We start from the raw sequence: 17,486 nt of genomic DNA, 5'->3' as shown, positions 1-17,486 counted from the left end.
AGACGTCACGGGACGCGGTAGAGCCACTCCTCGGTCTCGAACTTCTCCGCGACCAGCTTCTCGGCCGCCGCGTACTCGGCATCGGTGAGGTCGCCCTCGGTCGCGCCGTAGAGGCTCTTGAAGGTCAGCTTCATCTGCTCGATGATCTCGGCGCGGCTGAGCCCGGTCTGGCTGCGCAACGGGTCGACGCGCTTGGCCGCGCTCGTGATGCCCTTGTCGCTGATCTTCTCGCGGCCGATGCGGAGCACCTCCGTCATCTTCTGCCCGTCCATGTCGTAGCTCATGGTGACGTGGTGGAGCACCGCTCCCGACCCGAGCCGCTTCTGGGCGGCGCCGCCGATCTTGCCCGACGGGCTCGTGATGTCGTTGAGGGGCTGATAGACGGCGTCGATGCCGAGCGACTTGAGCGCCACGATCGCCCACTCGTCGAGGAAGGCGTAGCTGTCGGCGAAGCTCATGCCCTGCACGAGATCGGCCGGCGCGTAGATCGAGTAGGTGACGACCGATCCCGCCTCCATGAACATGGCGCCGCCGCCGGAGATGCGGCGGACGACCTGGATGCCGTACTTCGCGGCGTTCTCGGGGTCGACCTCGTTCTTGACCGACTGGAAGCTGCCGATGACCACGGCGGGCTCGTCCCACTCCCAGATCCGCAGCGTCAGGGCCGCGCCGCCCTCCCCCACCTCGGTGGCGAGCACCTCGTCGAGTGCGAGGTGCATCTGCGGCGAGACCGCCTTGGCGTGCACGATCTGCCAGTCGTAGTCGCGCCAGCTGGTCGCCTTCGCGAGCGCCCGCCGCACCGTCACCGCGACGGCCTCCGGCGAGAAGCCGAGCAGGCTCGCACCCTCGGGGAGCGCGTCCTTCACGGCAGCGGCGATGGTCTTCGCGTCGGCCTCGGCGGGCAGTCCGTTCACGGCCGTGTTGATCGCCTCGAGCGCGGAGTCGGGTTCGAGGAAGAAGTCTCCGGCGAGCTGGAATTCCGAGATCCTGCCGTCCACCACCTCCAGGTCGACGACGACGAGCTTGCCCCCCGGGACCTTGTACTCACCATGCATGCCCCCAGCCTACGACCGACGGCGGCCCAGAGGATCAGTGCGGAGGCGGGGCGGGCGGGGCGCCGGTCGGGTTGCCCCACTCATCCAGCTGCTTGTCCGGACGGCGGGGCCAGCGTCACACCGAACCCGATCAGCAGGATGACGATCAGCAGCCCGAGGATGACGAAGATCGCGGTCAGGATCTCGCCGTGCCCGCCGACCGTCGCCGGGTTGTCGATCGGTGCGAGATGCGACAGGCCGAATGCGATGCGGTTTCCCATGGTGGCCTCCTCGGCACCAGTGTGCGCGCGCGGCGAGGGGATGCGATAGAGGGCAGCCCCAGCGCGTCAGCTTCGCGCAGGGAACCGCTCGAGGAGCCACGCGGTGAGATCGGCGTAGACCTCCTCGCGGTTGGTCTCGTTGAAGATCTCGTGGCGGGCGCCCTCGTAGACGATGGTCGTCACGTCCGTGAGGCCGGATCGCATCCGGTAAGCCCGTTCGAGCTTGCGCGCGCTGACCGGTCCGCCGAGCGGGTCCTCCGATCCGACCTGGATGAGCACGGGGAGGTCGTGCGCGAGGTTCCGCGCAGGCCGTCCGAGCAGGCGAGCAGCGTCGAGGGTCCCGAACAGCTTCTGCAACGGCGTGAGCGTGCAGAGCGGGTCGTCGACGAACGCCTGTGCGACCGCGGGGTCGCGGCTCAGCCACTCGGCACCGGTCGTTCCGAGGTGGGCGTGCCGCTTGTTGAGGTCGCCGCCGTTCATCGAGCCCAGCACCCGGTACGCCGTGCGCCGAGAGCACCATCGCGTCGTACTCGTCGCTGTGGCGGTTGAGCAGCATCTGGCCGATCAGCGACCCCCAGCTGTGTCCGACGAAGACCAGGGGCAGCTCGGGGTTCTCGGCGCGGATCAGGTCGGAGAAGAGGTGGACGTCGCGGACCGCCGCGCGCAGACCTCCTGGCCCGAGCCGGCCGAGGTGGGAGGCGTCGCCCTTCCACTGATCCATGCCCGTGCGACCGTGACCGAGGTGGTCGTCCGCGTAGACGAGGTACCCGGCGGAGGCCAGGTGCGTCGCCACCTGCCGGTACCGTCCGGCGTGCTCGCCGACTCCGTGTGCCAGCTGTACGACCGCGCCCGGCCTTGTCGCGCCCGTCGCAGGCGCGTACACATCGAAGTGGATGCGGTCGCCGTCCGCGTCGAAGGTCCGGTCCTGTTCGGTCTGCACGGGCTCATTCTGGCGGAAGTGAGAGCGTCCGGGAGGTTTAGTTAGCCTGACTAATTTGCTAAGCTAGCTATGAACATGAAGCAACATCTGTCTCCTCACGAGCTCAGCGGCCTCCTGCGCATCGCGGTGGCCCGGCTCTCGCGCCGCCTGCGCGCGGAGAAGGAGGACGACGAGCTCAGCGACTCGCAGACCGCGACGCTGGCGTACCTCGTCAGCGAGGGCTCCGGGACGATCGGGCGCCTCAGCGAGTTCGAACGGGTCAAGCCGCCGTCGATGAACCGCGCCGTCAACCGCCTGGAGGCGGCGGGCTACGTCGAGCGCACCGCCGACGCCGCCGACGGTCGCAAGGTGGTCGTCGTGCCCACCGACCGCGGGATCGAGCTGGTGACCGTCACGCGCGAGCGCCGCGACGCCTGGCTGCAGCAGCGCGTTCGCACGCTGAGCCCCGAGCAGCGGGCGACCCTGGCAGCCGCCGCCGAGATCATGCAGGAGCTCGCCGACTCGTGAGTTCCATGTTCCGCTCCCTCGCCGGGGTCAACTACCGCATCTGGGCCGCCGGCGCGATCGTCTCGAATGTCGGAACGTGGATGCAGCGGACGGCCCAGGACTGGATCGTCCTGACCCAGCTCACCCACAACAACGCGTCGGCCGTCGGCTTCGTGATGGCCCTGCAGTTCGGTCCGCAGCTGCTCCTGCTGCCGGTGACGGGATGGGCGGCCGACCGGCTCGACCGCCGCAGGCTGCTGATGATGACGCAGGGCGCGATGGGGGCGCTGGGACTCGGGCTCGGCATCCTCACCGTCACCGGTGCGGTGCAGTTGTGGCACGTCTACCTGTTCGCCCTGCTCCTCGGCGTCGTCGCCGCCTTCGACGCGCCGGCGACGGCAGACGTTCGTGTCTGAGCTGGTCGCCGGCCCGAACCTGTCGAACGCGGTCGCCCTGAACTCCGCCTCGTTCAACGTCGCCCGCCTCAGTCGGGCCCGCGGTCGCCGGACTGCTCACCGCCGCGATCGGCGCCGGCTGGGTGTTCCTCATCAACGCGGCGACGTTCGGCGCGGTGCTGCTGTCGCTGGCCATGCTGCGGCGCGAGCAGCTGTACCGGGCGGAGCGGGCCGAAGCGCTCGCGCGGCGGCCTCGTAGACGGCTTCCGCTACGTGCGGACGCGGCCCGACATCATGGTCATCCTCGTCATGGTGTTCCTCATCGGCACCTTCGGCCTGAACTTCCCGATCTTCATCTCGACCATGTCCGTGAGCGTGTTCCACCAGGGCGCGGGCGAGTACGGCATCCTGTCGTCGATCATGGCCATCGGGTCGGTCGTCGGCGCCCTGCTGTCCGCCCGGCGGGACCGCCCGCGGGTCTCGCTGCTGTTCGCGGGCGCGGCGTTCTTCGGTTTCGGCTGCGCCCTGGCCGCCGTGATGCCGACGTACTGGCTCTTCGCCGCGGCCCTCATCGTTGTCGGCATCTCGTCGCAGACCCTGATGACCACGGCGAACGGAACCGTTCAGATGACCACCGACCCGGTGCTGCGCGGCCGCGTCATGGCGATCTACATGGCGATCTTCATGGGCGGAACGCCCGTCGGTGCGCCCATCGTCGGCTGGGTCGCCGATACGTTCGGGCCCCGCTGGGCGATGGGCGTCGGCGCCGCGAGCGGCTTCGCGGCCGCCCTGGTCGGCGTGTTCTACCTCGTGAAGTACCGCGGCCTCCGGGTGCGGTTCGGCGGGACGCGGCCGCGGTTCGTGCTCGCCCCGCGCGAGGTCGCCCGCGAGGAACTCGAAGAGGCCGAGGCGACCGCGACCCGCGCGTCCTGACCTTCGTGCGATACGGTGCGGGGGTGTTTCCTGCGACCGAACCGTACGCGAGCGGCCACGTCCGCAACCCCGGCGGCGACAGCATCTACTGGGAGACGAGCGGCAATCCCGGAGGCGTGCCCGCGCTCTGGCTCCACGGCGGCCCGGGTTCCGGCCTCGGCACCGGGAACTACCGCAAGCGGTACGACCCCGCCGCCTTCCGTCTCGTCGGCATCGACCAGCGCGGGTGCGGTCGCAGCACGCCCTGGTGGTGGATGCGCTGGATCGCCTTCCCGAGAACACGACGGACGCACTCATCGCCGACATCGAGCTGGTGCGCGAGGAGCTCGGCATCGACCGCTGGATCGTCACGGGCGGGTCGTGGGGCTCGACGCTCGCGCTGGCGTATGCTCCTGGAGCATCCCGATCGGGTGGAAGCCATCGTGCTCCGGCGCTGTCACGACCACCGGACGCGACGAGGTGACCTGGATCACCGAGACGAGACGATGGGACGCATCTTCCCCGAGGCGTGGAGACGCTCGAGCGCGTTGCCGGGCAGGCGCCCCGGCGAGCGTGTGATCGACGCGTACGCCCGGGTGCTGGCGACCGGGACGTTCGAGGAACGGGCCGCAGCCGCCGACGCCTGGGACGCGTGGGAGTCGACGCACGTCTCCCTGGATCCCCACTTCGTGCCCGGGCCGCTGCACGAGGACCCGCTGCAGCGGCAGGTGTTCGCGACCCTGGTGACCCACTACCGGGCGAGCGACGCGTTCCTGCCCGGTGAGCGGGCCATCCTCCACCGCGTCGGCGAACTCGCGCACATCCCGGCGGTGCTCATCCATGGCCGGCACGACGTGAGCGGGCCTGTCATCACCCCGTGGCTGCTGCATCGCGCGTGGCCTGACAGCCGCCTGATCGTGGTGGAGGGCGAGGGCCACGGCGGCCCGGAGTCGTCCGAGCGGATGGCGGAGGCCATCAGCGGTTTCGCGACCCGGTCGGGGACCATCGCATGACCGCCGACTCTGACCGCACTGGCGCAGGCGCGCTCGCCCTCGCCCCGGAGGGCGGGGGTCGCGCCCTGCTCGGCATCGCAGGGAGCCCCGGCTCGGGCAAGACCACACTCGCCCGCTCGGTGGCCGATCGCGTGAACGAGCTCGGCGGCGCCGGGGCGGCGGTGCACCTGCCCATGGACGGCTTCCACCTGGCCAACGCGACTCTGGATGCGCTCGGCCGCCACGATCGCAAGGGTGCGATCGACACGTTCGACGGGTGGGGCTTCGTGGCCCTGCTGCAGCGGGTGCTGGTCGAGACGGCGAACGTCGTCTACGCCCCGGCCTTCGAGCGGACGGTCGACGAGCCCGTCGCCGGATCCATCCCTGTTCCGCCCAAGACGCGTCTGGTCGTCGTCGAGGGCAACTACGTGCTGGTGGACCAGGACCCGTGGTCGCGCATCCCGCCGCTGCTCGCGGAGAGCTGGTTCGTGGCGACGCCGGAGGACGAGCGGATGCGGCGCCTCGTCGACCGGCACACGCGGCACGGGCGGACGGTTAAGGCGGCGACCGCCTGGGCGCGCGATGTGGACGGCGCCAACGCCCTCGTCATCGAAGCCTCGCGGCCGCGCGCCACGCTGGTCGTCGACGGCACCGCCGGACTCCCAGCCGGGAGCGCTTAGCCTGGAGCGATGACCTCCCCGACACGACCTTCGACCGCCTCACCGTGTTCGGCGCCGACTGGTGCCGCGACTGCATCCGCTCGAAGTCCCTCCTCGACCGCCTCGGCGCCGACTACGAGTACATCGACCTCGTCGCACGCCCGGAGGAGGCCGACCGCGCCCAGCGGATCAGCGGTCGCACGAACATCCCCGTCGTCGTCTTCCCCGACGGACGCCACCTCGTGGAGCCGACCGATCCCGAACTCGAGGCCGCCCTGCGCGCCTCGAACCGTCGATCAGGCGCGGATCACGTGCACGATGCGCCCGAGGCCGGCGAAGTCGTCGACGTTGTGCGTCACGACCGCGGCGTCGTTCGCGCGCGCCACTGCAGCGATCATCAGGTCGGCGATCCGCCCTCGCGGGTTGCGCCCCGCCGCGTAGACGGCTTCCACGATGCGGCCGTAGTACTGCGCGGCGAGGTCGTCGAAAGCCAGCCCTCGCCCGAACGCCCGTCGAAGCTCAAGCAGGTGGAGTCGCCCGTTCTGCGACCGTCGCCGCCGACGAGCCCGGGGCGGACGATCCCCTGCTCCATCTCAGCGAAGCTGATCGACGACACCGCCACCTCCGTGACGCCATCCGGAACGGTAAAGCCACCCGTGATGAGAACGTTCGTGTCGAGTACGACCCTCATGCCCATGGGCTGCGAAGATCGGCGCCGTCACGCTGCTGGCGGATCTCTTCCGCCCATCCCAGATCGCCCGGAACGGCCAGGAAGTGCGCGCACCCGATCGGCGGGGACCCATCCCGAACCCTCATGCGGGACCACGTCAGCGATCGCACGGCCGTGGCTCGTGATGATATAGGTCTCCCCGTCCTGCACCTTGTCGAGCATAGGCGTCGGGTTCTGGCCGCAATTGCCCCACCGTGATGCTGTGGGGTGAGGGTGCGGTCTCGATCATGAGCCCATGCTAGCGCAGCGTAGACATAACATCTACGAGCCGCCCGCGGGGTCAGGTCGGTCGAGACGGCCGGGGCGGCCGTGCCCGGGGAGCACCAGGCGCGGACGCAGCGCCGTGATCGCGGCGAGCGTCGCGTCCGCCTGAGCGCGATCCGAGATCAGCGGACCCGGCAGGTGCACGAGCCGGCCCTTCGACACCAGTCCGGCGTCGCCGATGAAGGCGACGCCGCGCCAGCGCACGATGTGATGTCCCGGCGTGTGCCCCGGGGCCGGGATCACGACCAGCCCCGGCACGATCTCGGTCTCGGCGTCGTCGGGCAGCTCGGTGAGCTCCAGGCAGGTCCGCACGTCCCGGGCGGCTGATCCAGCGCATGAGGCGCGCGCGTCCGCGTGGGTGGGGACCTCGCCGCGCACGATGCGCCGATCACGCCGCTCCCAGCCACACGGTGGCTCCCGTCTCGCGCTGCACAGCGGCCGCCGGAGCCGATGTGATCCGGGTCGTAGTGCGTCACCACCACATCCGCGATCCAGGGGATGCGCGCTCGCGCGCAGCTCGGCGACGAGCCCGTCGGCGCCGGAGGCGACCCCCATGTCCACGACGACCGTGCGCGATCGTCGGCCTCGATCAGGTAGGCGTTCGCCCTCGCACCATCGTCGAGGCGGTGGATGCTCTCGATGACCTCGCATGCTGGGATGCTGGTCCCGCACGCCTGGTCGCCGGATTGATCGCCCCGGCCGCGCAATCCCATCCACTTCTCCTGTTGGACAACTGACTCGGCGCAGGCGTTGAGTCAGCGCCCATGGAGTACATATCACCTGCGGCCGGTCCGGGCCTGAAGGTTCTACCGCCTCGTCCTCGGCACGATGAACTTCGGGACCCGGACCACCGAGGAGGATTCCCCATCGGATCGATGGACGCCGCGCACGACGCCGGCATCGACTACTGCTCGACACCGCCGAATGCCGTACGGTCAGCACCTGGGCAGGGCGCGACCGAGACGATCATCGGCAACTGGTTCGCGCAGGGCGGCAGGCGGCGCGTGCGCACGGTGCTCGCCACGAAGCTCTGACGGCGACATGGGCGACTGGCCGAAGCGAGGGCCGCTTCGTCGGCGCTGAACATCCGCCGGGCGCTCGACGCCAGCCTGAAGCGCCTGCAGGATGGACTACATCGACATCTACCAGTTCCACCACATCGACCGGGACACCCTGTGGGACGAGATCTGGCAGGGCATCGAGACCGCGATCGCGCAGGGCAAGATTCCGTACGCCGCTCCAGCAACTTCGCCGGCTGGCACATCGCCACGGCGCAGGCCGAGGCCCGCCGGCGCAACCTGCTCGGACTGGCTCGAGCGAGCAGTCGATCTACAACCTCCCTGACCCGGCGAGATCGAGCTGGAGGTGCTGCCCGCCGCACAGGAGAACGGCCTCGGCGTCATCGCCTGGTCTCCCCTGCAGGGCGGCCTGCTCGGCGGCGTCGTCCGCAAGCAGAACGAGGGCAAGCGGCGGCTGGAGGGCCGCGCGGCGGAGACGCTGGAGAAGCACCGCGACGCCATCGAGGCCTACGAAGCCTTCGCCGAAGAGCTGGGCCACGAGCCGGGCGACCTGGCACTGGCGTGGCTGCTCACCCGTCCCGGTGGCCGAGCCGGCGATCATCGGACCCGCGCACGCAGGAGCAGCTCGACGGGCGGCCTGCGCGCGCTCGACATCCATCTCGACGAGGCCGCCCTCGCACGGATCGACGAGATCTTCCCGGGCCACAAGCCGGCCCCCGAGGACTACGCCTGGTGACCCTGGGCAGCAACAGAACGGAAGAGACGCAGTGAAGACACGCACCATCGGAGACGTCCAGGTCTCGGCCATCGGCCTGGGCGGCATGCCCATGTCCATCGAGGGACGACCGGACCGCGAGCGCTCGATCAGGACCATCCACGCCGCGTTGGATGAGGGCATCACCTTCATCGACACCGCGGACGCGTACCACCTGCACGCGGACGAGGTCGAGCCACTAACGAGGAGCTCATCGCGGAGGCGCTGCGCTCCTGGAGCGGGGACGCCTCCACCGTGCTCGTCGCGACCAAGGCGCGGTCACCTGCGTCCGGGCGACGGCTCATGGACGCAGAACGGCCGGCCCGGAGTACCTCAAGCAGGCCGCGAAGGAGTGCTCGCTGCGCCGTCTGGGCGGCGACGCGATCGGCGCTGTATCAGCTCCACCGGCCCGATCCCGAGGTGGCCCTATGCCGACTCGGTGGGCGCCATCCGCGACCTCCTCGACGACGGCGTGATCCGCATGGCGGGCATCTCGAACGCGAACCCGGAGCAGATCCGGGAGGCGAACGAGCATCCTCGGCGGCCGGCTGGTGTCGGTCCAGAACCAGTTCTCGCCCGCGCTCCGCTCCAGCGAGCCGGAGCTGCGCCTCGCCGACGAGCTCGGCATCGCCTTCCCTGCCATGGAGTCCGCTCGGCGGCATCACCTCGGCCGGCGACCTCGGCAGCCGGTTCGAGCCGTTCAAGGATGTGGCGGACGCCCGCGGGATCAGCCCCCAGGTCGCCGCGCTCGCGTGGCACCTGGCGCAGAACCCGCACGTCATCCCGATCCGGCTCATCGCGGCCGGAGACCATCCGCGACTCGGTCACGGCCGTCGACGTGGAGCTGACCCCGAGGAGCTCTCCGCCCTCAACGCCGCCTGACCCACGCCATCTGTTCCTGAGCTGTTCGGGTCGACGCGCCCTGCGCCGCGAACGCTCAGGAATTCTTCGCTGGGGCGGCGAGCGACGCGGCGGGCGCGGGGCCGGGGCGGGCTCGAGCTGGGCGAGGACACGGCGGCGGCAGGGCTCGGCTGGTCGGCGACCGCGACGGCGACGGTCCAGGCCGGGGCTCCCTGCAGGCGCACCGCCCGGAGGGCGTCCGGCCGCTTCAGGGCGAAACTGGCCGGGACCACGGCGACACCGAGGTTGTATCCGACCAGGTCGAGCAGCGGATGGACGTCGTTGACCTCCATCGCCGCCCGGTAGTCCGGACCCGGCCGCCGCGAACGCGCCGCCGGAGTCGCCTGGGCGCCCCATCCCTCCTGGAAGCCGACCAGCGGCTCCCCGCGCGAGACTCTCCAGCGGGATGCTCTCCTCGGCCGCGAAATGGTGCTGCGGGCGGCGGAGCCGCCACGCATGTCCTGCGTGCTCAAGCGGCGGAACCGCACGCCCGCGGGAGCGTGGCCGGTGTCGACGACGAGGGCGACGCGCTGCCGCTCGTCCGCCTGCGACGTCATCCACCAGCTCCTCGCAGGCCCGAGGCCAGCGGAGCCGGAGGACCTCCACGCCCGGGTTGGCCGTGCAGGAACCCCGCAAGTTCGGCCGGCAGGTCGACGGATCGGGAACGGCTCGGCGCCGATCACGTCAGCCGCCCGCGCAGCTTGACCCGCGGACCGCCGCGACCGCATCCCGCCGCGGCGGCGGCGCTCGCCAGCGTTCGGACGGAGTCGAGCCCAGGAGCGCCTGCCCGGCCACCCGTCAGCTCGACGCGGCGGGTGCTGCGCGCGAAGAGCGACGTGCCGAGGCTCTCCTGCTCGAGCCAGCCGAGATGGATGCGCTGAGCCCCGGCCTGCGAGATCCCGCAGCAGCTCGCGGCGCGGGTGAAATGGCGCTCTTCGGCGACGGCGGCGAAGTCGCTGCGAGTTCGGCCCGCAGTTCCCGATTCAGCGATCTGTACCTGCTGAGTCGCCGGCGCATCGCCAGCCGCGACGCGATGCGCCTCAGGCGACAGGAAGCGGCGGGCGCCTCGTCCGCCCCGGGCGCAGCGATCGCTCAGGTGGAACGTGCGTTCGGAACCGGGCTCGGCAAGCTCGTCCCGGCCGGCGAGCACCCGCACCGCGACGATCCCGCCGGCGAGCCAGGCCGCCCAGGTCCTCGCGGGCGACCCCGAACTCGCAGAGCACATCCACCGGCGTCTCGTGGGCGACGCGACGCTGGGGCTGCGGCAAGGCGGTGCCAGGACCCACATCCATCACGTCCAGCGCCCTCCCGTCGACGATGGCGCTCCACGGACGTCTCGCCGACGTGAAGGCACGTACTCCGTGACCGGCAGGCCCTCGGCGCTCCGGTCGCCCGGAAGGCCACCGTCGGCGATCACCGCCAGCGCGTCGGCCGTGAGCACGTCCCCCTCGGCCGCACCTCCTCCGGCAGCGCCCACCACCAGCGCTCGGGTGCGAGCACGACCGGCTCGAGCTCGCGCCCCGACCGTGGTGGTGAGCTCGTGCCCGCCGCGCGCCGTCGGGACGTGCGCCGGATCACGCCGGCCTGCTGCGGCTCACCTTGGTGAGCCGGTCGCTGAGGATGTTGGTGGGGATGCGCGGCGGCCCGGCCTTGAGGTCGCTGTAGCGGCGGGCGCCGGCGAGCAGGTCGCGGACGATGAGGCGAGGCCCACCGTTCGCCGACCCGCTCGACCGCCGCGCGCGACGCCGCCGTACTGACCGAACCCGCGCGGGGCGCGTCGCTGGCCCATCCGGTCGTCAGCCCTGAGCCGGTGCGCCGGCTTCTGCTCGGCCATGCACGCCGCATCCGGGCTGCCTTCTCTGCGGCTTGCGGGAGCCATGTAGAGGAAGGACAGGACATTGCCGTCCGGGTCCTCCAGGTCGCGGGAGTACGCCGAGCCGTGGTCACCGCCGAGGCGCGGCTCCGAGCCGCCGGCCTCGAGGCCCTTGGCGATGATGGCATCCACGTCTTCGCGCGAGTCCTGGCTGAGGGCGATGGAGGCTCCGGCCTGGGTGCGCGGGTCGATGATCTCCTTGTCGGTGAAGGTGGCGTACGAAGTCGCGCGTCCTGCACCATGAAGTAGATCGTGTCGCTGAGCACGACGCAGGCGGCGTTCTCGTCGGTGAACAGCGGGTTGGTCCTGTAGCCGAGGGCCTCGTAGAAGGCCTTCGAGCGGTCGAGGTCGTTCGTCGTGAAGTTCACGAAGATCGCCCAGGCTGACACGGCTGTGCACCAAACGGGTGAGGTGAGCGGTTCCAATGCGCCTAGCTTGCTCTTTGCAAGTTCCGCTCGTCAACAACGAAGTAAATGCCGTTTGCGCACCGAGGCGATCGAGCTCATGCCATCTCGCGCGCCAACGCGACTGGAGCCGGCCGCCTCCGCCGCCTCCGGCCGCATCCGCCTGTCGCGCATCCGCGCCCGTGAACCACGGCGCGATCGTCACGCCGTGGCCCCGGACGGAGACCCGCGCGGACCGGGATCGCCGGCCCCGGCCGCTCCCCGACTTCACGACCGAGAAGTGCGCGCGCCCGTCCGCCCCTCCTCCGTCGAAGCGCTTCGCCCACTGAGGCTCGCGCATCCTCCGCTGGAACGTCGCGCACGGTGTGCGGGGGCGAGGTCACCTCCAGCACCAGCTCGTCGCCGATCGCCCAGCGCTCCCCGATCTCGGCTCCGTTCACGTCGACCCCGGCCGTCCGCAGGTTCTCGCCGAACAGGCCCGGCGGGATAGCGCCGGCCGAGCCGCTCCACGCAGAACTGCCAGCGTCCTCGTCCGCATAGGCGTAGACCGCCTTCGAGGCGCCGCCGTGGTGCTTGCGGTCCGCCTGCACGTCGCCGTGGAGTCCCGGCGGACGCACGCGCAGCCGCCGCGCGACGGGCCGCTCGTCCCTGGTGGCCCGTCACGCCGATCGTCCCCGAGTCGTGGAGGAGCTGCTCCACCCGGCACACCGCGAGAATCTCCGCCATCGGCCCAGCACGCCAGGGGGCCCAGTTCCAGCGGGTCGGGGCGAGCGGGCCGGTTCCGCGGACGCCGCGCATCATCCTCCCAGCACCCACGGGCTGATCACCGCGAGAAGGATGCCGATCACGATCGCCACACCGCCGATGAAGGAGCAGCAGACCGCCTCGCTCCCGGGCGAGTACAGCTTCGCCAGCTGACCGGCCATCGCCGTCCCCGAGCGCCACCGACAGGAAGTACAGCGCCACCATCTGCGCCTGGAACTTCCGCGGCGCCAGCTTCGTCGTCACCGACAGCCCGGGCGGTGAGATCAGCAGCTCCGCGATCGTGAAGACGAACAGGATGCCGACCATCGCCAGCAACGGCGTGCTGTTGGCGCCGCCCCCGACCAGAACAGGAAGAGGAAGAACGCGACGCCCATCAGGATGGTCCCCGCCGAGAACTTGATCGGCGCCGACGGCTGCTTGGCGCCCCACTTCGTCCAGATCGCGGCGAAGACCCCCGACAGCACGATGATGAAGATCAGGTTGATCGACTGCACCCACGACACCGGGAACTCCCACCCGAAGAGATTGCGGTCGAGTCAGCTTGTCCGAGTAGATCGTGACGACGGTGAACTGCTGCTGGTAGAGCGACCAGAAGGCCGCGTTGGTGATGAAGAGGGGATGAAGGCCACGATCCTGCTGCGCTCCTCGCCGCTCACCAGGCGGGAGGTCAGGATGACCGCGAAGTATGCGATGGCCGCCACGATCGTGACGCCGATGACCCACAGCGCGAGGTTCGAGGCGTTGACCACGCCGGTCAGCACGAGCACCACGATGACGGCCAGCGCCGCGACCCCGATGCCGATCACGAGCGGGTAGCGCGAGCGCTCCAGCGGGTTGGGCGCCAGCCGGGATGCGCCCGGAAGCCGCTTGCGGCCGAGGGAGTACTGGATGAGCCCGATCGCCATCCCGACCGCGGCGAGGCCGAAGCCCCAGTGGAAGCCGAGGGTGGTCTGCAGCAGGCCGGTCAGCAGCGGCCCGAAGAAGGCGCCCAGGTTGATGCCGAGGTAGAACAGCGAGAAGCCCGCGTCGCGCCGCGGATCCTTCTCCTCGTAGAGCGTGCCGACGATGCGGGTGGCGTTCGCCTTCAGGCCGCCGCTGCCGAGGGCGACGAAGAGCAGACCGACGAGGACCCCCGCGACGCCCGGGATGAGGGCGAGGAGATGTGGCCGGCCATGATGACGACGGCGCTCGAGAACAGCACCCGCTCGGAGCCGAAGACGCGGTCGGCGAGCCACGCCCCGAGAATGGTCGACAGGTACACCGCGCCGCCGTACGCCCCGACCACACCGGCGGCGGTCGCCTGGTCGATGCCGAGGCCGCCCTTCTCGGCCGAGTAGTACAGGTAGATGAGCAGGATGCCCTGCATGCCGTAGAAGGAGAACCGCTCCCACATCTCCACGCCGAAGATGTTGGCCAGCGCGCGCGGCTGGCCGAAGAAGCCGCGGCTCGCGTCGTCACGACGAGCCGGGGCGGTATCCGTTTCGCTCATGGCGCCCATGGTCCCACCCGCGCCGCACGCCTACAACGCGGCATGGCGCGCACGATTCGACCGCATCCGCTACGTAGACGCAACGATTCACCATAAACTCAGCCCGTGGACAACCTCGATCGCAGCATTCTCGACCTCCTGCGTCAGAACGCACGGGCCGGCTACGGCGACATCGGATCCGTCGTCGGGCTCTCGGCGTCGGCCGTGAAGCGGCGCGTGGACCGGCTGGTGGCCGACGGGGTGATCCGCGGGTTCACCATCCAGGTCGATCCGGCGATCGACGGCATGAGCACGGAGGCCTACGTCGAGCTGTTCTGCCGCGGTACCGTGTCGCCCGAGGAGCTGCTCCGCATCCTCTCGGCCGTGCCCGAGGTGGTGGACGCGGGAACCGTCACGGGCAGCGCCGACGCCATCGTCCACATCCGCTCGCGCGACATCCCCAGCCTCGAGGCGGCCCTCGAGAAGGTGCGCCTCGCGCCGAACGTCGACCACACCCGCAGCGCGATCGTGCTCTCGCGCCTCATCAACCGGGGAAGCGCCTGAGCGTCGTGGCCGATCGCCGCGAGCGACGGGGCGTCGCCTGCGAGAACGTTCAGCGGGCGCGGGCCGCGGCGGGACGGCATCCGAGCACGGACACGGCCAAGAGTGGCACGATGGGCGCATGAAGCTCCTCGTAGTCGAAGACGATCCGGACATGGGAGGCCTCGTGCAGCGTGGACTCGCGGCCGAGGGCTACGACGTCACGCTCGTCACGAATGGTGTGGATGCGCTGATCGCGCTCCGCAGCGACACCTACTCCGCCGCCGCGATCGACGTGATGCTCCCGGGCATGAGCGGTTTCGAGCTGTGCCGCCACGTCCGCGAGGCGAACAACTCGATGCCGATCCTGCTGCTGACCGCGCGGGACGCCATCGAGGACCGCGTGCACGGGCTCGACTCCGGCGCCGACGACTACCTGACGAAGCCGTTCGCCTTCGCAGAGCTGGCCGCCCGCGTGCGTGCGCTGCTGCGGCGCGAGCCGACCGGGATGCGGCCGCAGGTGACGGTTGGCCGGCTCACCATCGACTCGCACGAGCACCAGGCGCTCGTCGCCGGGCACGAGATGCCGCTCAGCCGGCGCGAGTTCACACTGCTGCGGCTGTTCGCCACCAACCCGGACAAGACGCTGTCGCGGTCGGACATCCTCGAGTCCGTGTGGGGCACCACCGAGAACATCGGGACCAACGTGATCGACCAGTACGTGTCGTACCTGCGGAAGAAGCTCGACGCCGCCGGAGCAGGCCTTTCCATCGTGACGGAGCGCGGCCGGGGCTACCGGCTGGATGCGCGCAACGCAGCCTCCACGCCGTGAACCGGCTGCGGCGCCTGTCGATCACGGCGCGGATCACGATCGGCAGCCTGGTCGTCGCCGCCCTGTTCGCCCTCGTGGCCGTGGTCATCATCCGCATCGGGGTGTCGTCCATCCTGCACAACGCCACGCTGACCTTGCTCAACAATGACGTGTCGGCACCCGCGGAGGGCCTGACGAGCAAGCCGTCGGGGCCCTTCGACCTGCCGGGGGGCGGCCAGGAGCTGGCGATCGTGTCGGCGGACGGCACCATCCTCGCCTCCACGATGCCGGAGGGGCTCGAGGACCGCATGGAGACCTTGGTCGGCCAGGGCGGGCAGGCGCGGGATGTGCAGGTCGGCGACGAGCACTACCTGGTGCTCAGCCGGAGCGTCACCACCTCGGACGGCGTCATGCACGTGGTGGCTGCCCGCAACGAGGAGACGACAGCGCTGCTGCTCGACCGGCTGACCGCCGCACTGCTGATCGGCGCCGGTGTGCTGATCTTCGCGTTCGGGGCCGCCTCACTGGCTGCTGGCGCGGACCGCCCTGCGGCCGGTGAGCCGCATGCGGGAGCAGGCCGACCGGATCGCCGCCTCGACCCCGGACGAGGCCGGGCTGCTGCCTGTCGGGCCCGCCCAGGATGAGTTGTCCGAGCTCGCCACGACGCTGAACGACCTGATCCTGCGGCTTCGCGCCTCCGCCGACCGGGAGCGGCAGATGGTGTCGGACGCGAGCCACGAGCTGCGGACACCGCTCGCGGTCCTCCGCGGTCAGCTCGAACTGGCCGGAGTTGGATGCGGGCGATCCAGATGCGCTGCTGCTCGATATCCGCTCGTCGCATTCCACCGCGATCCGGCTGGCGCAGCTGGCGAACAACCTGCTGGAGCTGTCGCGCATCGAGGCGGGTCCATCAAGCGGCCGTATCGACTGGCGCACCCTCGTCGACGAGCTGACGGACGCCATCGACCGCGCCCGGCTGCTGGTCAGCAGCGACGACGACGCCGCAGGGATCTCGGTGGACTTCGAGTACGACCCGCGCCGCCGGCCCGACGCGGGCGCGCGGGTCGCGCTGTCGCCGACGGATTTCGCCCGCATCCTGGACAACCTGCTCGGCAACGCGATCACGGCGATCCGCTCGGCGGGTGATCATCCGGAGGCGACGGTCACGGCGTCTCTCGCCCTCGGTGCGGGCCCGGACGGCGAGGAGTCCGTCATCCTGACGGTGCGCGACTCGGGGCCGGGCATGCCGCAGGAGTTCATCCCCGTGGCGTTGGACCGCTTCACGCGCGCGGACGGCTCGCGCACGGGCCAGTCGGGCGGCGGGCTGGGCCTCGCGATCGTCGGCGCACTCGCGGATGCGGCCGGCGGCCACGTGGTGCTGGCGAACGGGGAGCCGTCGGGACTGACGGTCACCGTCACGCTGCCGATCCGCCGCGACTGAGCGCGGGGGAGCCTCGGCTCAGTGCCCGGTGCGGTCGGAGTCGACTCCGGCGTCCGGGCCTTCGTCGAGGCTGTCCAGCCGGGCGAGGTCGTCGGCGTCGAGCTCGAAGTCGAACACGGCCAGATTCTGCGCCAGTGCGCTCGGGGTTCCGCGACTTAGGGATGGCGACCAACCCGTTCTGGACGTGCCAGCGCAGGACGATCCTGGCCGGCCGTGCGCCCGTGCTTCTCGGCGAGCTCGTTGAGCACGGGCGCCTGGAGCAGGTCTCCCGTGCCGCCGATCGGGCTCCACGACTCGGTGACGATGCCGTGCTCGCTGTCGTAGGCCCGTTGCTCGCGGCGCTGAATCGCCGGGCTGAGCTGGATCTGGTTGACCGCGGGCACGACGCCCGTCTCGGCGATCAGCCGATTGATGTGAGCCGGCTTGAAGTTGGAGACGCCGATGGCGCGCGCCTTGCCCGCCTCGCGCAGGCGGATGAACGTCTCCCACGTCGACACGTACTGATCGCGCTGCGGCAGCGGCCAGTGGATGAGCAGAAGGTCGACGTAGTCGAGCCCCAGGCGCTGGAGGCTGTCGTCGAGCCCCGGCACCGCGCGATCACCGCCCTGGTAGAGGCCGTCGAGCTTGGTCGTGACGAACCACTCCTCCCGAGGACGCCGCTCGCGGCGAGCTTCGCGGCCGACCCCCACCTCGTTGGCGTACTTCACCGCCGTGTCGATGTGCCGGTAACCGAGCTCCGCCGCGGCCACGACCGCGCGCTGCACTTCGGCGTCGTCGAGGGGCCAGGTGCCGAGCCCGATCTGCGGGATGCGTCCGCC

General features: G+C 70.7%; 17 protein-coding genes and 11 pseudogenes. 14 read left to right on the top strand and 14 right to left on the bottom strand.

The genetic code is table 11. The features are described 5' to 3' along the window. Nucleotides 1-5: 5 nt before the first annotated feature. The 4 genes and pseudogenes from ACRAWC_RS24870 to ACRAWC_RS24855 all read right to left on the bottom strand — a co-directional run. Nucleotides 6-1,055, bottom strand: a complete 1,050-nt coding sequence (locus ACRAWC_RS24870) for a lipoate--protein ligase family protein (protein WP_431349900.1) — start codon at nt 1,053-1,055, stop codon at nt 6-8. An 80-nt stretch (nt 1,056-1,135) separates the two neighbouring features. Then, a complete protein-coding gene (locus ACRAWC_RS24865; RefSeq protein WP_431349899.1) occupies nt 1,136-1,315 on the bottom strand; it encodes a hypothetical protein in 180 nt (59 codons plus the stop codon). A gap of 66 nt (nt 1,316-1,381) precedes the next feature. Continuing rightward, on the bottom strand, nt 1,382-1,807 hold the full coding sequence (locus ACRAWC_RS24860; protein ID WP_431349898.1) for an alpha/beta hydrolase: 426 nt from the start codon (nt 1,805-1,807) through the stop codon (nt 1,382-1,384). A gap of 70 nt (nt 1,808-1,877) precedes the next feature. Then, nucleotides 1,878-2,198 (bottom strand): annotated as a pseudogene (locus ACRAWC_RS24855) (alpha/beta fold hydrolase); the annotation flags it as partial. Between the two features lie 132 nt (nt 2,199-2,330). Here ACRAWC_RS24855 and ACRAWC_RS24850 point away from each other — a divergent pair. The 6 genes and pseudogenes from ACRAWC_RS24850 to ACRAWC_RS24825 all read left to right on the top strand — a co-directional run. Then, nucleotides 2,331-2,762 (top strand): MarR family winged helix-turn-helix transcriptional regulator, encoded by a 432-nt coding sequence (locus ACRAWC_RS24850; RefSeq protein ID WP_431349897.1) that lies wholly within the window; start codon nt 2,331-2,333, stop codon nt 2,760-2,762. A gap of 5 nt (nt 2,763-2,767) precedes the next feature. After that, nucleotides 2,768-4,069 (top strand): annotated as a pseudogene (locus ACRAWC_RS24845) (MFS transporter). 226 nt (nt 4,070-4,295) lie between these two features. Then, complete coding sequence (locus tag ACRAWC_RS24840) at nt 4,296-4,532, top strand: alpha/beta fold hydrolase (protein ID WP_431349896.1); 237 nt, start codon at nt 4,296-4,298, stop codon at nt 4,530-4,532. Between the two features lie 22 nt (nt 4,533-4,554). After that, nucleotides 4,555-5,061 carry a hypothetical protein gene (locus ACRAWC_RS24835; RefSeq protein ID WP_431349895.1) on the top strand — a complete coding sequence of 169 codons (507 nt, stop codon included), beginning with the start codon at nt 4,555-4,557 and terminating at the stop codon, nt 5,059-5,061. Continuing rightward, nucleotides 5,058-5,720 carry a nucleoside/nucleotide kinase family protein gene (locus ACRAWC_RS24830; protein WP_431349894.1) on the top strand — a complete coding sequence of 221 codons (663 nt, stop codon included), beginning with the start codon at nt 5,058-5,060 and terminating at the stop codon, nt 5,718-5,720. Before ACRAWC_RS24835 ends, ACRAWC_RS24830 begins: the two co-directional genes overlap by 4 nt. Before the next feature lie 9 nt (nt 5,721-5,729). Next, nucleotides 5,730-5,983 (top strand): annotated as a pseudogene (locus tag ACRAWC_RS24825) (glutaredoxin family protein); the annotation flags it as partial. A gap of 12 nt (nt 5,984-5,995) precedes the next feature. Here the strand turns inward: ACRAWC_RS24825 and ACRAWC_RS24820 are convergent. The 3 genes and pseudogenes from ACRAWC_RS24820 to ACRAWC_RS24810 all read right to left on the bottom strand — a co-directional run bounded on the left by ACRAWC_RS24820 (nt 5,996) and on the right by ACRAWC_RS24810 (nt 7,005). Beyond that, the gene (locus ACRAWC_RS24820) at nt 5,996-6,151 is read right to left on the bottom strand and encodes a hypothetical protein (RefSeq protein WP_431350024.1); all 156 of its coding nucleotides are present in this window, start codon (nt 6,149-6,151) and stop codon (nt 5,996-5,998) included. A 266-nt stretch (nt 6,152-6,417) separates the two neighbouring features. Continuing rightward, nucleotides 6,418-6,594: pseudogene (locus ACRAWC_RS24815) on the bottom strand (type II toxin-antitoxin system Phd/YefM family antitoxin); the annotation flags it as partial. A gap of 96 nt (nt 6,595-6,690) precedes the next feature. Then, complete coding sequence (locus tag ACRAWC_RS24810; RefSeq protein WP_431349893.1) at nt 6,691-7,005, bottom strand: MBL fold metallo-hydrolase; 315 nt, start codon at nt 7,003-7,005, stop codon at nt 6,691-6,693. A 563-nt stretch (nt 7,006-7,568) separates the two neighbouring features. Between ACRAWC_RS24810 and ACRAWC_RS24805 the strand changes: the two genes are divergently transcribed. The 3 genes and pseudogenes from ACRAWC_RS24805 to ACRAWC_RS24795 all read left to right on the top strand — a co-directional run bounded on the left by ACRAWC_RS24805 (nt 7,569) and on the right by ACRAWC_RS24795 (nt 9,348). Further along, nucleotides 7,569-7,727 (top strand): hypothetical protein, encoded by a 159-nt coding sequence (locus ACRAWC_RS24805; protein WP_431349892.1) that lies wholly within the window; start codon nt 7,569-7,571, stop codon nt 7,725-7,727. 91 nt (nt 7,728-7,818) lie between these two features. Continuing rightward, nucleotides 7,819-8,448, top strand: a pseudogene (locus ACRAWC_RS24800) (aldo/keto reductase). A gap of 31 nt (nt 8,449-8,479) precedes the next feature. After that, nucleotides 8,480-9,348, top strand: a pseudogene (locus ACRAWC_RS24795) (aldo/keto reductase). A 206-nt stretch (nt 9,349-9,554) separates the two neighbouring features. Here the strand turns inward: ACRAWC_RS24795 and ACRAWC_RS24790 are convergent. From ACRAWC_RS24790 to ACRAWC_RS24765, 6 genes and pseudogenes are all read right to left on the bottom strand, one after another. Beyond that, nucleotides 9,555-9,923: pseudogene (locus tag ACRAWC_RS24790) on the bottom strand (LysR substrate-binding domain-containing protein); the annotation flags it as partial. Between the two features lie 122 nt (nt 9,924-10,045). Next, entirely contained in the window at nt 10,046-10,522 is a 477-nt protein-coding gene (locus tag ACRAWC_RS24785; RefSeq protein ID WP_431349891.1) for a helix-turn-helix domain-containing protein, read from the bottom strand. A 418-nt stretch (nt 10,523-10,940) separates the two neighbouring features. After that, a complete protein-coding gene (locus ACRAWC_RS24780) occupies nt 10,941-11,051 on the bottom strand; it encodes a hypothetical protein (RefSeq protein WP_431349991.1) in 111 nt (36 codons plus the stop codon). Between the two features lie 502 nt (nt 11,052-11,553). Continuing rightward, nucleotides 11,554-11,607: pseudogene (locus tag ACRAWC_RS24775) on the bottom strand (hypothetical protein); the annotation flags it as partial. 134 nt (nt 11,608-11,741) lie between these two features. Further along, on the bottom strand, nt 11,742-12,233 hold the full coding sequence (locus ACRAWC_RS24770) for an MOSC domain-containing protein (RefSeq protein WP_431349990.1): 492 nt from the start codon (nt 12,231-12,233) through the stop codon (nt 11,742-11,744). A 193-nt stretch (nt 12,234-12,426) separates the two neighbouring features. After that, a pseudogene (locus ACRAWC_RS24765) lies at nt 12,427-13,906 on the bottom strand (peptide MFS transporter); the annotation flags it as partial. 96 nt (nt 13,907-14,002) lie between these two features. Between ACRAWC_RS24765 and ACRAWC_RS24760 the strand changes: the two are divergent. The 5 genes and pseudogenes from ACRAWC_RS24760 to ACRAWC_RS24740 all read left to right on the top strand — a co-directional run bounded on the left by ACRAWC_RS24760 (nt 14,003) and on the right by ACRAWC_RS24740 (nt 16,668). Next, nucleotides 14,003-14,440 carry an Lrp/AsnC family transcriptional regulator gene (locus ACRAWC_RS24760; protein ID WP_121263283.1) on the top strand — a complete coding sequence of 146 codons (438 nt, stop codon included), beginning with the start codon at nt 14,003-14,005 and terminating at the stop codon, nt 14,438-14,440. Between the two features lie 118 nt (nt 14,441-14,558). Then, the gene (locus ACRAWC_RS24755; RefSeq protein ID WP_431219739.1) at nt 14,559-15,248 is read left to right on the top strand and encodes a response regulator transcription factor; all 690 of its coding nucleotides are present in this window, start codon (nt 14,559-14,561) and stop codon (nt 15,246-15,248) included. Next, complete coding sequence (locus ACRAWC_RS24750) at nt 15,245-15,871, top strand: hypothetical protein (protein ID WP_431349890.1); 627 nt, start codon at nt 15,245-15,247, stop codon at nt 15,869-15,871. Before ACRAWC_RS24755 ends, ACRAWC_RS24750 begins: the two co-directional genes overlap by 4 nt. Next, a pseudogene (locus ACRAWC_RS24745) lies at nt 15,792-15,977 on the top strand (sensor histidine kinase); the annotation flags it as partial. The gene ACRAWC_RS24750 and the pseudogene ACRAWC_RS24745, both read left to right, overlap by 80 nt. Before the next feature lie 40 nt (nt 15,978-16,017). Then, entirely contained in the window at nt 16,018-16,668 is a 651-nt protein-coding gene (locus ACRAWC_RS24740) for a sensor histidine kinase (protein ID WP_431349889.1), read from the top strand. Nucleotides 16,669-16,686: 18 nt separating this feature from the next. On the opposite strand, the pseudogene ACRAWC_RS24735 reads toward ACRAWC_RS24740, so the two are convergent. Next, nucleotides 16,687-17,477: pseudogene (locus ACRAWC_RS24735) on the bottom strand (aldo/keto reductase). Between the last annotated feature and the right edge of the window lie 9 nt (nt 17,478-17,486).

This window comes from Leifsonia sp. L25, assembly GCF_050632895.1.
Note: the sequence above shows the minus strand (reverse complement) of the source record. Positions and strands in the feature narration are given on the sequence as shown.

What these genes read in the sequence shown, in the direction of transcription:
- ACRAWC_RS24870 (WP_431349900.1), bottom strand. Translation starts at nt 1,055, where the DNA reads ATGCATGGTGAGTACAAGGTCCCGGGGGGCAAGCTCGTCGTCGTCGAC.
- ACRAWC_RS24865 (WP_431349899.1), bottom strand. Translation starts at nt 1,315, where the DNA reads ATGGGAAACCGCATCGCATTCGGCCTGTCGCATCTCGCACCGATCGAC.
- ACRAWC_RS24850 (WP_431349897.1), top strand. Translation starts at nt 2,331, where the DNA reads ATGAAGCAACATCTGTCTCCTCACGAGCTCAGCGGCCTCCTGCGCATC.
- ACRAWC_RS24835 (WP_431349895.1), top strand. Translation starts at nt 4,555, where the DNA reads ATGGGACGCATCTTCCCCGAGGCGTGGAGACGCTCGAGCGCGTTGCCG.
- ACRAWC_RS24830 (WP_431349894.1), top strand. Translation starts at nt 5,058, where the DNA reads ATGACCGCCGACTCTGACCGCACTGGCGCAGGCGCGCTCGCCCTCGCC.
- ACRAWC_RS24805 (WP_431349892.1), top strand. Translation starts at nt 7,569, where the DNA reads ATGGACGCCGCGCACGACGCCGGCATCGACTACTGCTCGACACCGCCG.
- ACRAWC_RS24755 (WP_431219739.1), top strand. Translation starts at nt 14,559, where the DNA reads ATGAAGCTCCTCGTAGTCGAAGACGATCCGGACATGGGAGGCCTCGTG.